The organism is Pantoea sp. UBA5923, from assembly GCF_002431095.1.
GTDB lineage: Bacteria > Pseudomonadota > Gammaproteobacteria > Enterobacterales > Enterobacteriaceae > Pantoea > Pantoea piersonii.
The window spans coordinates 81,647-98,341 of sequence record NZ_DJDN01000004.1; the positions used below are offsets into that span (position 1 = coordinate 81,647).

Annotated in this window: 11 protein-coding genes and 1 riboswitch; of the genes, 6 read left to right on the forward strand and 5 right to left on the reverse strand. The window is 58.1% G+C overall.

The window, feature by feature from the left end:
- Positions 1-50 precede the first annotated feature (50 nt).
- Complete coding sequence (psiE, locus tag B3797_RS00500; RefSeq protein WP_120455146.1) at positions 51-461, reverse strand: phosphate-starvation-inducible protein PsiE; 411 nt, start codon at positions 459-461, stop codon at positions 51-53.
- A gap of 289 nt (positions 462-750) precedes the next feature.
- Between psiE and B3797_RS00505 the strand changes: the two genes are divergently transcribed.
- A complete protein-coding gene (locus B3797_RS00505; RefSeq protein ID WP_311783338.1) occupies positions 751-2,376 on the forward strand; it encodes a Na/Pi cotransporter family protein in 1,626 nt (541 codons plus the stop codon).
- A 26-nt stretch (positions 2,377-2,402) separates the two neighbouring features.
- Here B3797_RS00505 and panS read toward each other — a convergent pair whose 3' ends face one another.
- Both panS and lysC read right to left on the reverse strand, forming a co-directional pair.
- The gene (panS, locus tag B3797_RS00510) at positions 2,403-3,320 is read right to left on the reverse strand and encodes a ketopantoate/pantoate/pantothenate transporter PanS (RefSeq protein WP_120455145.1); all 918 of its coding nucleotides are present in this window, start codon (positions 3,318-3,320) and stop codon (positions 2,403-2,405) included.
- Between the two features lie 249 nt (positions 3,321-3,569).
- The gene (gene lysC, locus B3797_RS00515; protein ID WP_120455142.1) at positions 3,570-4,922 is read right to left on the reverse strand and encodes a lysine-sensitive aspartokinase 3; all 1,353 of its coding nucleotides are present in this window, start codon (positions 4,920-4,922) and stop codon (positions 3,570-3,572) included.
- A 110-nt stretch (positions 4,923-5,032) separates the two neighbouring features.
- Positions 5,033-5,225: riboswitch (Lysine riboswitch) on the reverse strand.
- 362 nt (positions 5,226-5,587) lie between these two features.
- On the opposite strand from lysC, the gene pgi reads away from it, so the two are divergent.
- The 5 genes from pgi (at position 5,588) to B3797_RS00540 (ending at position 11,540) form a co-directional block, all read left to right on the forward strand.
- On the forward strand, positions 5,588-7,234 hold the full coding sequence (pgi, locus tag B3797_RS00520) for a glucose-6-phosphate isomerase (protein WP_311790072.1): 1,647 nt from the start codon (positions 5,588-5,590) through the stop codon (positions 7,232-7,234).
- 512 nt (positions 7,235-7,746) lie between these two features.
- Positions 7,747-7,995 (forward strand): exopolysaccharide production protein YjbE, encoded by a 249-nt coding sequence (gene yjbE / locus B3797_RS00525; protein ID WP_033749135.1) that lies wholly within the window; start codon positions 7,747-7,749, stop codon positions 7,993-7,995.
- A 73-nt stretch (positions 7,996-8,068) separates the two neighbouring features.
- A complete protein-coding gene (locus tag B3797_RS00530; RefSeq protein ID WP_311790073.1) occupies positions 8,069-8,716 on the forward strand; it encodes a YjbF family lipoprotein in 648 nt (215 codons plus the stop codon).
- On the forward strand, positions 8,713-9,450 hold the full coding sequence (locus B3797_RS00535) for a capsule biosynthesis GfcC D2 domain-containing protein (RefSeq protein ID WP_311790074.1): 738 nt from the start codon (positions 8,713-8,715) through the stop codon (positions 9,448-9,450). The genes B3797_RS00530 and B3797_RS00535 overlap by 4 nt, the downstream gene beginning before the upstream one ends.
- Positions 9,450-11,540, forward strand: coding sequence for a YjbH domain-containing protein (locus B3797_RS00540; protein ID WP_311783341.1), 2,091 nt, complete (start codon positions 9,450-9,452; stop codon positions 11,538-11,540). The genes B3797_RS00535 and B3797_RS00540 overlap by 1 nt, the downstream gene beginning before the upstream one ends.
- Positions 11,541-11,735: 195 nt before the next feature.
- On the opposite strand, the gene metH is transcribed toward B3797_RS00540, so the two are convergent.
- Both metH and metA read right to left on the reverse strand, forming a co-directional pair.
- Positions 11,736-15,419 (reverse strand): methionine synthase, encoded by a 3,684-nt coding sequence (gene metH / locus B3797_RS00545; protein ID WP_311790075.1) that lies wholly within the window; start codon positions 15,417-15,419, stop codon positions 11,736-11,738.
- Positions 15,420-15,551: 132 nt separating this feature from the next.
- A complete protein-coding gene (gene metA, locus B3797_RS00550; RefSeq protein ID WP_311783343.1) occupies positions 15,552-16,481 on the reverse strand; it encodes a homoserine O-acetyltransferase MetA in 930 nt (309 codons plus the stop codon).
- Positions 16,482-16,695: the final 214 nt, after the last annotated feature.

Below are 16,695 nucleotides of genomic sequence, written 5' to 3' on the forward strand. Positions count from 1 at the left end.
TTGAGGGCAACAGTGTAGCGCAGAGGCGCGGCGGGCACACCTGGCGACGTTTATTCGCGCTTCAGGCGGTTGCTGTTGGCCAGCCACAGCGTCACGACCAGGATCAGAATGGCGCCGGAGTAGCAGAGCGTATCGAAGGGATTTTTATGATCGACAATAATCAGTCGAATGATCGCCGTAATGCCGATATAGACAAAATAGCGCAGCGGAAAGTGATAGCCCGACTGGAAGTACTTTACGATCAGGGCGATAAATTCGAAGTAGAGGAAATAGATCACAATTCCCTCAATCAGCAGATAGGATGACGCCTGTTCGCCGGTGTTCAGCAGCACGTTGGCAAGGTGCAGCGTCTCTTTGCCAAGAAACACTGCCAGGATAACCGCCAGCGCCAGCAGCCCCAGATTCAGCACCCATTGCAGCGCCAGTGCGATGTACTGACCGCCGGTAGGTTTAACGTTCATGACTGGCCTCTATAATGGCTTTCCGTAAAAGATCGCCATCATGCTGTAATGTGATGCAGATCACAAGATACCCTGCTCTGCCCTCGTTGCCGCTGCGATTAAGAAGCCTGTATTAATCAGCCGCTTGTCTCAGAGAACTGGTCTACAGTTAAAGAGTCGGCAGCGTGCGCAGGTTGCTTAAAACTCAGGAAAAATTGCGCCCCGCCCGACGGCTCTCTTTGCAGACTGCTCTTTCCGTCAGGCTGGCTCTCTGCTGCTTTTTAGCCTGACGGTTATGGAGTGGCATGACGTGTTGACCCTGCTCAATCTTCTCTCTGCCGTCGCCCTGCTGGTCTGGGGCACCCATATCGTGCGCTCCGGCATTATGCGCGTCTTTGGCGCCGATCTGCGCCGCGTGCTCAGCCGCAGCATTGAAAAGAAACCTATGGCGTTTCTGGCGGGCATCGGCGTGACAACGCTAGTGCAGAGCAGTAATGCCACCACGCTGCTGGTTACCTCTTTCGTGGCGCAGAAGCTGATGAGCCTGACACCTGCGCTGGTGGTGGTGCTGGGCGCCGACGTCGGCACCGCCATCATGGCGCGTATTCTGACCTTCGATCTCTCCTGGCTGTCGCCGCTGTTTATCTTTTTCGGCGTCATCTTCTTTCTGTCGCGCAAGCAGACGCGCGTCGGGCAGATGGGCCGAGCCAGTATTGGACTGGGGCTGATTCTGCTGGCGCTGCAGCTGATCGTCAGCGCCGCCAGACCTATTACCCAGGCGGCGGGCGTGCAGGTGCTCTTCTCCAGCCTGACCGGCGATATCATGCTGGATGCGCTGATCGGCGCGCTGTTCGCCATTATCAGCTACTCCAGCCTGGCGGCGGTGCTGATTACCGCTACGCTGACCGCCGCAGGCGTTATCTCGTTTAAAGTGGCGCTTTGTCTGGTCATCGGCGCTAATCTCGGCAGCGGTCTGCTGGCGATGCTCAACGCCAGCGGCTCCAATGCCGCAGGCAAGCGGGTGGCGCTCGGCAGCCTGTTGTTTAAGCTGCTCGGCTCGCTGGCGATGCTGCCCTTTGTCAATCTGCTGGCGCCCTGGCTGGATAAGATGCCGGTCAATGACGAAGAGCTGGTGATCTTCTTCCACGTCTTTTACAACCTGATCCGCTGCCTGGTTATGGTGCCCTTCGCCGAACCGATGGCGCGGCTCTGTACTCGCCTGATCAATGATGATGCTGAAGCGGATATGACGCTCAAACCGCGCCATCTTGACCGCAGCGCGCTGGATACGCCCGCGCTGGCGCTGGTCAACGCCGCGCGCGAGGCGCTGCGCATCGGCGACGTGCTGGAAATGATGCTGGAGGCGTTCAGCAAGGTGGTACACGGCGAAGTACGTGAAGAGCGTACGGTGCGGCGGCTGGATGATGATGTGGACGTGCTCTATACCGCCATCAAGCTCTACCTGGCGCGTATGCCGAAAGAGGATCTGTCGGAAGAGGATTCGCGCCGCTGGGGCGAAATTATCGAAATGTCGTTAAATCTGGAGCAGGCGGGCGACATTATTGAGCGCATGAGCGCCGACGTCGCGGATAAGGCGCTGATGCCGCGCCGCGCTTTCTCCCCGGAAGGCATACAGGAGTTAGAGACGCTGCATGAACAGCTGCTGGCGAACCTGCGCCTCAGCCTGTCGGTGTTTCTTTCCCGCGACATCACCAGCGCGAAACGGCTGCGCCGCGCTAAACATCGCTTCCGCATTCTTATTCGCCGCTTCTCGCATGCGCATGTCGAGCGGCTGCATCAGAAGAACGTCCAGAGCATTGAGACCAGCTCGCTGCATCTGGGGCTGCTGGGGGATATGAAGCGCCTTAATTCACTGCTGTGCAGCGTGGCCTATACGGTGCTGGAGCAGCCAGAGGACGAGCGGGACTATGAGTGAAACGGGGGCGCGCGGCCCCCGCTGAATTACTTCTTGTCGATCGGTTTGCCTGACCAGTATCCAGCCAGCAGCGAACCGGAAAGGTTATGCCAGACGGAAAAGAGCGCGCCCGGCAGCGCGGCCAGCGGCGAGAAGTAGAGTTTGCCCAGCGTCGCCGCCAGACCGGAGTTCTGCATCCCTACCTCCAGCGCCAGCGTGCGGCAGGTCGACTCGTCAAAGCCGAACAGCTTGCCGCCCCAGTAGCCGCCCAGCAGACCGATGGCGTTGTGCAGCACCACGGCGGCGATGACCACCAGCCCGACCGATCCGATAAAACCCTGGCTGCCCGCCACCACGGCGCTGATGATCAAAAGAATGCAGATCATAGAGAAAGCGGGCAGGTAAGGTTCCACGCGGCGCACCAGACCGGTAAGGCTGTGGTGAATGATCAACCCCAGGCCAATCGGGATCACCACGATCTTCACAATGCTGAGCAGCATGCCCACGACATCCACCTGAATATGCGTATCGACATAGAAACGCGTCAGCAGCGGCGTGGCGAAAACGCCCACCAGCGCGGAAACCGAGGAGATAGTCACCGAAAGCGCGACGTCGCCCTTCGCCAGATAGATCATCACGTTCGAGGCGGTGCCGCTGGCCACGCTACCCACCAGAATCATGCCCGCAGAGAGATCGGGCGGCATGTGGAACAGCTTCGCCAGCCCCCAGGCGGCGAGCGGCATCACCAGATAGTGCAAAAAGGTGCCAGCGATAACCGGCGCCGGGCGCACCAGCACGCGCTTAAAATCGTCGATATTAAGCGTTACGCCCATGCTAAACATAATCAGCATCAGCAGCCAGGTGACCCATGGCCCGATGCCGAGAAAGACGCCGGGCGAATACCAGGCGGCGGCGGAGAGCAACACGGCCCAGAGCGGGAACAGACGGGTTAATTTGGCGAGCATAGCCGGACTTCCTTCTTCGAATGTTGTGTTTTTAAGCAGATGCCACAGAGAAACGCGACGCAGGAACGGGTGCGTCGGCGGACCGGGATCATAACATTTCGTTATCGGAGCGTAAGGCGGAGTAAGGGCCAGAAAGGAAAATGCGGATCGACTGCTGCCGATCCGCAAGATAGTGCCGGAGATACGCTGGCTTATGCGCTAAAAGGCGGTGGATCGCACCAGAGAGATCCGATCCCGCCGGGCGGATCCTTATTCGAACAGGTTTTTATGCAGCGCGCGCACTACGCTTTCCGCATCTTCTCCCGGCACCAGGAAGCAGAGATTGTAGCTGCTGGCGCCGTAGCAAATCAGACGCAGGTTAAAGGGCTCCAGCGTGCCGAAGACCTCTTTGCCGACGCCGCGCGCTCTGGAAAGGTTGTTGCCGATCAGCGCCACCAGCGCCAGATTCTCTTCCACCTCGACGCGGCAGAGCGACGAAAGCTCCGTCAGCAGCGCCTGGGTCAGCAGGCTGTCGCCGGTTGAGGTCGAGCCGGTAGTGTCGAGCGTCAGCGCCACGCTCACTTCCGAGGTGGTGATCAGATCGACGGAAATATTATGGCGCGCCAGAATCGTGAACACTTCAACGAGGAAACCACGCGAGTGCAGCATGTTCAGGCTATGTAGCGTCAGCAACGTCTGGCGACGACGCAGCGCCAGCGCGCGGAACAGCGGCGGGTTGGCAGTTTCGCGATGGACGCGCGTGCCGCCAGCGGCCGGATCTTTACTGGAGCCAACAAAAACCGGGATGTCGCTGCGCACCGCCGGCAGCAGCGTCGCCGGATGCAGCACTTTTGCGCCGAAGATCGCCATCTCGGTCGCCTCTTCGAAGGTAATATCGTCGATACGCTTGGCGGACGGGACAACGCGCGGATCGGTGGTATAGATACCTGCCACGTCGGTCCAGATATCCACGCGCGCCGCTTTCAGCGCCTCGCCCAGCAGTGCAGCGGTATAGTCGCTGCCGCCGCGTCCCAGCGTGGTAGTGCGGCCCTTCTGCTCGCTGCCGATAAAGCCCTGGGTGATCACCAGCGACTGATCCAGACGCGGCTTCAGCAGCGCGGCGGCCTGCTCGGCCAGCGTCGCGATCTCCGGCTCGGCGCGGCCGAAACGGTCATTGGTGCGCATCACTTTACGCACGTCGAACCACTCTGCCTCGACCTGACGCTCGCGCAGGATCTCCACGAACAGCAGCGTAGACATCAGCTCGCCGTGGCTGACCAGTTCGTCGGTAAGAGCGTTAGAGGTCGCCAGCGAGGCGGCGTCGGAAAGCATGGTGATGTTTTCGATCATGCGGTCGATTTCATCACGGATAACGGCGGGATTTTGCAGACGCTCGACAATCGCATACTGGATGCGGCGGATCTCGTCCAGCAGGTAAGCGCGCTGCGCCTGCTCCTGGCCTTCCGCCAGCGAGACCAGCAGGTTGGTCACGCCCGCTGATGCGGAGAGCACCACCAGACGCGTGTCAGCATTGGCCAGCACCACATCGGCGCTGCGGTTCATAGCATCGAAATCGGCAACGCTGGTGCCGCCAAATTTCGCCACGATCAGAGTTTGAGACATGTACGACCTCGTGTCAGGTTATCTTCTCCCGCGTGTATGGGACGGGAGACATTGTATCAGCCTTGGCACAAGGGAAGAGCAGAATTGGGCAGACAAGATCAGGAGACGAGTCACCCAGAAGCACTTCACCTTGCGAAGCGACCGACTGTGGACGCCTCTGGTGACAACCCAGGGGATTCAGCCCCTGCAGCCGACAGGCAACACTCCGTGTGTTGACCACCTCGGCGTCGCTCCCCCTGATGTGTTATCCCCGGATACGGTTCCTCCAACACACTGCCTGGGCGACGCGCCTCTTCTGGCTTGCGCACAGGTGCGCAAGTAGCCGCATAAAAATACCGGGTCATAAGCTTGCTGTCTACGTCTGTCAGCGATTTGCTGCGCTCTGAGCGTTAAATGGCCTGCCCGGCACCAGTTTATTCTGATTCGGCACAAGGTTCAGACGCTAAGTTAGCGGCACAATACGCGCCGCCTGGTCTGAAAATCCCCGCGGCAACAGGCTGAAGCGGCGCGCGCTTTCAGGCGCGGAGATTGCTGACGCCAGGCGCAAAGGTGATAACGCCGACAAAATTTTTCCTTTCAGTGGATACAGTTGTCATACTGAAACGCTATATGGGTGTGGTTACCCACGATGGAATGACGGTTCTTAAATCAACAAGAGTGTTGCCATGAAAAATATCAATCCGACCCAAACCGCAGCCTGGAAAGCGCTGCAACAGCATTTTGAGCAGATGAAATCGGTGACTATCGCCGAGCTGTTCGCTCAAGATGCCGATCGTTTTGCTAAATTCTCCGCCACCTTTGACGACCAGATGCTGGTGGATTTCTCGAAAAACCGCATCACCCAGGAAACGCTGGACAAGCTGCAGGCGCTGGCGAAAGAGACCGACCTGAGCGGCGCCATTAAATCGATGTTCTCCGGTGAGAAGATCAACCGCACCGAAGATCGCGCCGTACTGCACGTTGCGCTGCGCAACCGCAGCAACACGCCGATTCTGGTAGACGGCAAAGATGTGATGCCGGAAGTGAACGCGGTGCTGGAGAAGATGAAGCACTTCTCAGAGCGCATTATCGGCGGCGAGTGGAAAGGCTATACCGGCAAAGCGATCACTGACGTGGTGAATATCGGCATCGGCGGTTCGGATCTCGGCCCGTTTATGGTGACGGAGGCGCTGCGCCCTTATAAGAACCACCTGAATATGCACTTCGTCTCTAACGTAGACGGCACGCATATCGCAGAAACCCTGAAAGATCTCAGCCCGGAAACCACGCTGTTTTTAGTGGCGTCAAAAACCTTTACCACCCAGGAAACCATGACCAACGCCCATAGCGCGCGCGACTGGTTCCTGAAAACCGCTGGCGATCAGCAGCATGTCGCGAAGCACTTCGCCGCGCTCTCCACCAATGCGAAAGCGGTGGGCGAATTTGGCATCGACACCGCCAATATGTTTGAGTTCTGGGACTGGGTCGGCGGACGCTACTCGCTGTGGTCGGCCATCGGCCTGTCGATTATCCTCTCTATCGGCTTCGACAACTTCGAACAGCTGCTGAGCGGCGCGCATGCGATGGACCAGCACTTCTCCACGATGCCAGCCGAGCAGAACCTGCCGGTGCTGCTGGCGCTGATTGGCATCTGGTACAACAACTTCTTCGGCGCCGAGACCGAAGCGATCCTGCCCTACGATCAGTACATGCACCGCTTCGCGGCCTACTTCCAGCAGGGCAATATGGAATCTAACGGTAAGTACGTCGATCGCGACGGCAATCCGGTGGATTACCAGACCGGCCCAATTATCTGGGGCGAGCCGGGCACCAATGGTCAGCACGCGTTTTATCAGCTGATCCATCAGGGCACCAAGCTGGTTCCCTGCGACTTTATCGCGCCGGCTATCACCCATAACGCGCTGGCGGACCATCACCAGAAGCTGCTCTCTAACTTCTTCGCCCAGACCGAAGCGCTGGCGTTCGGCAAGTCACGCGACGTGGTAGAGAAAGAGTTTACCGATGCCGGTAAATCCGCTGAGTCGGTCGCGCACATTGTGCCGTTCAAGGTGTTCGAAGGTAACCGCCCGACTAACTCAATCCTGCTGCGCGAGATTACGCCCTATAGCCTCGGCGCGCTGATTGCGCTCTACGAGCATAAGATCTTCACTCAGGGCGCTATCCTGAATATCTTCACCTTCGATCAGTGGGGCGTAGAGTTAGGCAAACAGCTGGCTAACCGTATTCTGCCTGAGCTGGAAAACAGCGCAGAGATTAACAGCCACGACAGTTCCACTAATGGCTTAATTAATCGCTATAAGTCCTGGCGTTAATTAGCGCTGAATCTCTTTATGGCGGCCATGCGGCCGCCTTTTTATTGCCGCAGCGAAGAAAATAAACGCTTTTTCGTCGATAATATGCGCAAGCCAGACGGGATAATTCTTAAATTGAGTTGAGATTGCTCTGAAGATGCAGTTAAAAACCCCGCCCTTCTCGCGTTTAAAATGGCCCTTATTTCCTCTTCACCTTTTCCCTTGCCGCTGTTTTTCAAAGGAATTTTATTTTTAGCTCGCTAGGCAAAATCTGATAATAGCGTTTCCGTCCCATTTATTACTAAAAAAGTAAAAAACGCTTTGCATTTAATTCCATGACAGCAATTAATTCCGTCCTGCCGTAAATATTGCGAAGAAAAAAGGGGTTATCGCTGTTTAGTCTCCTTTTTAGCCAAAAACTAACACCCTTTCCCACCGCTTTTTCCCACGCTGAACTCTGGTAATTTGTTGCCCTATACTGAACGCGCCCGAAATGGGTACATCCTTCATTCACTCAATGCAGGACAAGCTGTATGAAAAAAATCATGGTTGCCGGAGCAGCCGTACTATACGTCGCAGCGCATTCCGTGGCTTTTGCCGCCCCGGAAGAAGCGGGTGCCGCAGCGGGCGCGCAGGCGGGAGCAATCTCCGCCGGTACCTCAACCGCTGTCGGTATCGGCGCGCTCGGCGCATTAGTCGGTGTCGGCATCGCTGCCTCTGGCGGTGGTGACGGTGCGAATACCGGTACAACAACCACGACCACAACGAGCACCACTCGTTGATGTAGCACCTTTAAACATAACCACACAGTCGTGTGGTTATTTTTTGCTTTGGCTTCTTTTACAGGGACACACAGTGCGCCAACTTCCTTTTTTGCTGGCTTGCCTGCTGCTGCAGGCCTGCACGCAGACGCAAAAAGGGCTGGAACAGACCGTCATGATGGCGGTGTCTGGCCCCGATGACGTAGTTAAAACCGACCAGCAGATCGCCGATCTGCCCTATGCCAGCCTCTATGCCCGTATTAATGAAGGCCCGCAGATTTTCGTCGTGCTGGGCTATAACGAAAACGGCCAGCAGAAGTGGATTACTCAGGATAACGCCATGCTGGTGACCCGCCACGGCCGCCTGGTGAAAACCCTGGGCCTGCCGGATAACCTGCAGCAGGTCAGTAATCTGCCGCAGGATCCGCTGGCGGACGCGCTGCATCTGCGCGACGGCGCTAACTGGACGCGTATCGTGCAGTGGACCGAAAACGGCAAGACGCGCGCCGCTGCCGTAAGTTCCCGCTTCGCGCGCGGCACTGATGAGGTGCTGACGCTGGCGGGCCGCCGCGTCGCCTGTCGCGTCTGGACCGAGCAGGCGCGCATCGCAGCCACCGGCCGCGCCTGGGAAAACACCTTCTGGATCGATAACAGCAGCGGCGAAGTGGTGCAGGCGCGCCAGATGCTGGCTGCGGACGACTTCCCTGTTGCTACTACCCTTCTGAAGCCGGCGAAATCATGAAAACAACACTCTCTTTGCTGGCCGGGCTGATGCTGGCCGGCAGCAGCGCCGCGTGGGCGGCGGGACAGGTGACGGTGCATACCGCGCAGGGCAGCGCCACGCTCGACAACGTACAGAACCTGGCGCAGCTGGTGACGCAGCCTGCGCTTATCGACAAAGCCTGGTGGGACGGCGCGGTAATCGCCGAACGAAACGCCAGCGCCATCACCCAGCGACAGCAGCAGCAAACGCTGGCAGATCTCCGCGCCTGGCAGGCGCAAAGCAGCGGCGATCGCGCCGCCGCCATCGGTGAAGTCGCGCGCCAGCTCAGCGCGATCGCGGTAACGGGCCGCCAGTTCGTCTCGCTCGATCCTGACTGGATCCGTCTGCATTCCGACGCCAACCGTCGTCTTGAGGGCCGTTACGATCTCTGGCTGACGCCGCAGTCCGACAGCGTATGGGTGCTGGGCGCGCTAAGCGGCGCAGGCAAGGTCAGCTGGCAGCCTGGCCAGACGGTACGCGGCTATCTGGCGGGACACGAGCATCTTTCCGGCGCGGAAAACAGCTACGCCACGGTGATCTCACCCGCCGGTGAGACGCAGCGCGTGCCGGTGGCTTACTGGAACCAGCGTCATACGGAGGTCGCGCCCGGCAGCATTATCTGGCTTGGCTTCTCCTCATGGAGCCTGCCTGCTGCGCATGACGATTTGAACCAGCGCATGATTTCTGTTCTGACTCACCGGGTGCCAGAGTGATGAATAAACGACTTCTTTTCAGCCTGCTGGCTGTTTCCGTGGCCGCCGCATGCCAGGCGCAGGCCGATACCTTTCCCGATCCGGTGGGGCCGTCGCAGTCAGATTTCGGCGGCGTCGGTCTGCTGCAGGTGCCGACTGCGCGTATGGCACGCGAGGGTGAGTTCAGCCTTAACTTTCGCGACAACGATCAGTACCGCTACTACTCCGCCTCGCTGCAGCTCTTGCCCTGGCTGGAGACCACGGTGCGTTATACCGACGTCCGCACGCGTCGCTACAGCGCCGTAGAGAGTTTCAGCGGCAACCAGAGCTACAAAGACAAGGCATTCGACCTCAAGCTGCGCCTGCTGAAAGAGAGCTACTGGCTGCCGGAAATCGCTTTCGGCACGCGCGATCTCGGCGGCACCGGCCTGTTCGACAGCGAATATCTGGTGGCGAGCAAAGCCTGGGGGCCTTTCGACTTTACGCTCGGACTCGGCTGGGGCTACCTCGGCAACAGCGGCACAGTTAAAAACCCTTTCTGCTCCTACAGCGACAGCTACTGTCAGCGTCCCGGCGTGGGCGAAGCCGGCTCGATCAACGGCTCGCAGATGTTTCACGGCCCGTCGGCGCTTTTCGGCGGCGTAGAGTATCAGACGCCGTGGCAGCCGCTGCGCCTTAAGCTGGAGTATGAAGGCAACAACTATCAGGATGATTTCGCTGGCAGGCTCGACCAGCGCAGCAAGGTCAACGTCGGCGCGATTTACCGCGTCACCGACTGGGCTGATATCAACGCCAGCTATGAGCGCGGCAATACCTTTATGTTCGGCGTGACGGTGCGCACCAACTTCAACGATCTGCATCAGGCGCATATCGACAGCGCGAAGCCCGATTACCGCCCTCATCCGCAGGAGCGCATGCTGGAGCCGACCGTTGTCGCCAGCCAGCTGACCGACCTGAAGTACAACGCCGGGCTGAACGGGCCGCGCATTCAGACCAGGGGCAGCACGCTGTTTGTCTCTGGCGAGCAGACTAAATATCGTGATACGCGTGAAGGGGTCGATCGCGCCAACCGCATCATCATGAATAATCTGCCGGCAGGCATCGAGACCATCGAGGTCACCGAGTCGCGCTTCAATATGCCGCAGGTAACGACGCGCACCGACGTAAGCAGCCTGCGCAATCAGCTGGAAGGGTATCCGCTCGGCCAGGAGCAGCCGCTGCGCCAGACGCGTGAGAACCCGGTCGATGCGGGCGAGACCGAGCAGGGATTCTTTATTCGTAAAGAGCGGCTCAACTACAGCCTGTCGCCGGTGCTGAACCAGTCGGTCGGCGGACCGGAAAGTTTTTATATGTATCAGGTCGGCGTGATGGGCAACCTGGATTACTGGTTTACCGATCATCTGCTGGTGGGCGGCAGCCTGTTCGGCAACCTCGCCAATAACTACGACAAGTTCAACTATAACGGCGCGCCCGCCGACTCCACCCTGCCGCGCGTGCGTACTCATATCCGCGACTATGTCGAGAACAACGTCTACGTAAACGATCTGCAGGCCAACTACATGGGCTACCTCGGCAACGGCTTTTACGGCCAGATGTACGGCGGTTACCTTGAGACGATGTATGGCGGCGTCGGCGGCGAGCTGCTCTACCGTCCGGTCGACAGCAACTGGGCCTTTGGCGTTGACGCCAACTATGTGCGCCAGCGCGACTGGGACAACATGATGCAGTTCACCAACTACAAGGCGCCGACTGGCCATGTTACGGCTTACTGGCGGCCGTGGTTTATGCAGGATCTGCTGGTGAAGGCGAGCGTCGGACAATATCTGGCGAAGGACAAGGGCGTCACGCTTGACGTTTCGAAGCGCTTCGACAGCGGCGTAATGGTTGGCGTCTATGCCACCAAAACCAACGTGTCGTCAGAGCAGTATGGCGAAGGGGATTTCACCAAAGGTTTCTATCTGTCGATTCCACTGGATCTCTTTACCGTTACGCCGACGCGCGGCCGCGCGCAGGTCAACTGGGTGCCGCTGACGCGTGACGGCGGACAGATGCTGGGCCGTAAGTATCAGCTTTATGACCTGACGTCCGATCGCGACGCGCGCTTTAACTAAGCAGGCAGAGGGCACCGCAGCTAAAGCGGCTGAAAGGAGCAGAACGCGCCAGGGCTAAAACGCCAGGCGCGTTTTGAACAACGCAGCGCGCTGGCCCGTTCAGGGACGCACCTCAGAGATGAGGTGCATCTCTGCGCGGAGCGAGCAGGAATACCTTTGCGATCGGCTACCGTCACCCGCTTCCAGCACCCTTTTTTAATCCGCGTCATACCCCAGGTTCGGCGCCAGCCAACGCTCTACCTCGCTTACCGCCATACCTTTACGCGCCGCGTAATCTTCCACCTGATCGCGCTGTATCTGCGCCACTGCGAAATAGCGGCTGTCGGGATGACTGAAGTACCAGCCTGAAACCGACGCGCCAGGCCACATGGCGAAGGATTCGGTGAGCTTCATGCCGGTATGGGTTTCCACATCCAGCAGCTGCCAGATGGCCGCTTTCTCGGTATGCTCCGGGCAGGCCGGATAGCCCGGCGCAGGACGAATGCCCTGATAATTTTCGCGGATCAGCTCATCGTTGCTCAGGTTCTCATGGGCGGCGAAGCCCCAGATCACCTTACGCACCCGCTCGTGCAGATACTCGGCGAAGGCTTCGGCCAGACGGTCGGCCACCGCTTTAACCATGATCTTGTTGTAATCGTCGTGCTGCGCGTCATACGCCTCCGCCAGCGCATCCTCCTCAAGGCCGCCGGTCACGGCGAAAGCGCCCAGATAGTCCGCCTTGCCGCTCGACTTCGGCGCGACATAATCCGCCAGACAGTAGTTGGGGAAATCGGTTTTCTCCGTCTGCTGACGCAGATGATGGCTGACGGCAATCACCTCGCGGCGGCTCTCATCGCGGTAAACCTCAATATCGTCCCCGACGCGGTTGGCCGGGAAGATGCCTACCACACCGCGCGGCGTCAGCGTTTTTTGCGCGCTGAGGCTGTCCAGCATAGCGTTAGCGTCGGCAAACAGACGCTTCGCCTCTTCGCCTACCACTTCATCTTCAAGAATGCGCGGATATTTGCCCGCCAGCGACCAGGTCATAAAGAACGGCGTCCAGTCGATGTAGTTGCGCAGCGTATCGATGCCGACCGATATTTCGCTGACGCCGAGACGATGCGCCGGCGGCGGCGTATAGCTTTCCCAGTCGATAGGGACTGCGTTATCGCGCGCCACCTGTAGCGAAACCGGCGGCGTGCGCGGTTTTTTACGCGCGTGCTGAATACGTACGGTGTCGTACTCTTTACGCGTACGCGCCACGAAGTCCTCTTTCAGCGTCGGCGACAGCAGCGATGACACCACGCCGACGGTGCGCGAGGCGTTCTGCACGTAAACCGTCGGGCCGCTGTAGTTCTGCTCAATCTTCACGGCGGTATGCGCCTTCGAGGTCGTCGCGCCGCCAATCAGCAACGGTATCGTAAAGCCCTGACGCTCCATCTCTTTGGCGACGTTGACCATCTCATCCAGCGACGGCGTGATCAGACCCGACAGCCCGATAATATCCGCCTTCTGCTCTATGGCGGTTTTCAGGATCTTGTCGCTCGGCACCATCACGCCGAGGTCGATAATCTCGTAGTTATTACACTGCAACACGACGCCGACAATATTCTTACCGATGTCATGCACGTCGCCTTTGACCGTGGCCAGCACGATTTTGCCGTTGCTGTGGCCCGCCTCTTTGCTGGCCTGAATATAGGGCTCAAGGTAAGCCACCGCCTGCTTCATGACGCGCGCCGACTTTACTACCTGCGGCAGGAACATCTTTCCTTCGCCGAACAGGTCGCCCACCACATTCATTCCCGCCATTAACGGGCCTTCAATCACCTCAATTGGACGCGCTGATGCCTGACGCGCCTCTTCGGTATCCTGCTCGATAAATTCGGTGATGCCTTTAACCAGCGAGTACTCCAGACGCTTCACCACGTCCCAGCTACGCCATTCCGCCTGCTGCTTATCCTCTGCGCCGTCGCCTTTGCTGGCGCGATATTTCTCCGCCAGCTCAAGCAGACGCTCGGTGCCGTCAGCGCGGCGATTGAGAATCACATCCTCTACCGCGTCGCGCAGTTCGGCAGGCAGATCGTCATAAATCGCCAGCTGCCCGGCGTTGACGATCCCCATATCCATACCGTTGCGGATAGCGTAATAGAGGAACACGGCGTGAATGGCTTCGCGCACCGGATCGTTGCCGCGGAAGGAGAAGGAGACGTTAGAGACGCCGCCGGAGATCATCGCATGCGGCAGTTCGCGCTTGATATCTTCGCAGGCACCGATAAAGTCCATCGCGTAGTTGTTGTGCTCGTCGATACCGGTGGCGACCGCAAAGATATTCGGGTCGAAGATAATATCTTCCGGCGGAAAGCCGACCTGCTCGGTAAGGATTTTATAGGCGCGGCGGCAAATCTCGATTTTGCGCGCGCGCGTATCCGCCTGGCCCGTCTCGTCAAAGGCCATTACCACCATCGCCGCGCCGTAGCGGCGTACCAGCCGCGCATGGTGGATAAAGATCTCCTCGCCCTCTTTCATCGAGATCGAGTTAACGATGCCTTTGCCCTGAATGCACTGCAGACCTTTCTCGATCACTTCCCATTTTGAGGAGTCGATCATAATGGGCACGCGCGCAATATCTGGCTCGCCGGCGATCAGGTTAAGGAAACGCACCATCGCCGCTTCGGCGTCGAGCATTCCCTCATCCATATTGATATCGATAACCTGCGCGCCGCTCTGTACCTGCTGCAGCGCGACTTCCAGCGCTTCGTTGTACTTCTCTTCTTTGATCAGTCGCTTGAACTTAGCCGAGCCGGTGACGTTGGTGCGTTCGCCTACATTGACGAACAGCGTCTCGCTGCTGATATTGAGCGGCTCAAGCCCGGAGAGGCGGCAGGCAACCGGAAGCTCAGGCAGTTTGCGCGGCGCAACGCCTGCGACAATATCCGCCATCGCCTTAATATGCTGCGGCGTGGTGCCGCAGCAGCCGCCGATAATGTTGAGGAAACCGGCGCGCGCCCATTCGCCAATCTGGTCGGCCATCACGTCGGCATCAAGATCGTATTCACCAAAGGCATTGGGCAGTCCGGCATTAGGGTGCGCCGTGACGTAGCATTCGGCGATACGCGACATCTCTGCCACATACTGGCGCAGCTCATCCGGGCCAAGGGCGCAGTTGAGGCCAAACGACAACGGTTCGGCGTGGCGCAGCGAGTTGTAGAAGGCTTCCGTTGTCTGGCCGGAGAGCGTGCGGCCTGAGGCATCGGTAATCGTACCGGAGATCATCAGCGGCAGGTTGACGCCCAGCGCTTCCATCTCGGTCTGCACAGCGAAGATCGCCGCTTTGGCGTTTAGCGTATCGAATACCGTTTCGATCATGATGATATCCGCGCCGCCCTCAACCAGCGCGCGTGTCGATTCGCGATACGCCTCTACCAGCTGGTTGAAGGTGACGTTGCGGTAAGCGGGATCGTTCACGTCTGGCGAGATCGAACAGGTGCGGTTGGTTGGGCCAAGCACGCCAGCGACGTAGCGCGGACGATGCGGCGTTTTCGCCGTCCATTCGTCACAGCAGGCGCGCGCCAGCCGGGCGGCTTCGTAGTTGATCTCCGCCGAGAGCGCTTCCATCTGGTAATCCGCCATGGCGATCGTGGTGGCGTTGAAGGTATTGGTTTCCAGAATATCCGCGCCCGCTTCCAGATAAGCGAGGTGGATCTCGCGGATCACCTCGGGCTTGCTGAGCACCAGAAGATCGTTGTTGCCTTTAAGATCGCAGGGCCAGTCGCCGAAACGACTGCCGCGAAAATCGTGCTCGTCCAGTTTATAACTCTGGATCATGGTGCCCATGCCGCCATCCAGCACCATGATGCGTTGCGCGAGCTGCTGATGCAGCGCTTCGATTCTGTTGCTCACTCTTGCCTCATTCAGCTCAGTCTGCTGGCTAAAATACCAGCGCGTCATACTGGCATAACTTTCATAAGGGAGGAAGCCGCGACGAATACGCGGCTGGGACGTAAAACTTATGCGAGCGATCCTGCTGCGGGATTACTCCAGCGTAGGGTTCATGCGGCGCAGATCGAATGGCGTAATCTGGTAAACATAATAGTTTAGCCAGTTGGAGAACAGCAGGTTGCCGTGGCTGCGCCAGGTCGCGCGCGGCGGCAGTTCCGGATTGTCCTGGGGGAAATAGTTAAAAGGCACTTCCGGCTGCAGGCCCGCCTCGTAATCCCGGTGGTATTCGCCTGACAGAGTGAGCGCGTCATATTCAGGATGGCCGGTAACAAAAACCAGACGTTTGTCTTTACTGGCCATCAGATAGGCGCCGGTCTGCTCAGATTCGGCGAACAGCTCCAGGTCGGTATAATCCGCGATCAGCTGCGTCGGGAAATCAGCATAGCGTGAATGCGGCGCGAGAAAGTTATCGTCAAAGCCGCGCGTCAGCAGCGCGTGGGGATGCAAAATATGATGTTCATACACGCCCGACAGTTTGTTCTGACGCGTCTGCTTGGGAATGCCGTAAAGAATATTCAGCGCCGCCTGCACTGCCCAGCAGACAAAAAGCGTTGAGGTCACATGCTCTTTCGCCCAGTGCAGCACGCGCTGGATCTGCGGCCAGTAAGCGACATCGTTAAAATCTACCAGGCCAAGCGGCGCGCCGGTGACAATCAGTCCGTCAAAATTATCGTGCTGAATATCATCAAAGTTGCAGTAAAAGTTGTTGAGATGCTCCATCGGAGTGTTGCGCGATTCGCGGCTGTCGATACGCAGCAGCTGAATGTCGATCTGTAAGGGCGAGTTGGAGAGCAGTCGCAAAAACTGGTTTTCCGTCTCGATCTTTTTCGGCATCAGATTGAGCACCAAAACTTTTAACGGACGGATTTCCTGAACACTGGCGCGCGATGAGGTCATCACAAAGACGTTCTCATTGCGCAAGAAATTTACTGCCGGTAATTCGTCGGGAACCCTGATTGGCATGTGCGGCTTTCCTCTTTACAACCGTATATACGTTTAGACATCCAGATGCCTAACCATAACCTGGCGATATGATGATGTCGAGTCTTCATGCGATAAATGAAAATGTTTCAGCTAAAAACGGCAAACAAAGCGTAAGAGGCAAAGATCAGGCGATAAAAAGGCAGGTTAAAGCAAATTTAAGGGTAAATTTCAGCGATCGACAGACGTAAAAAAG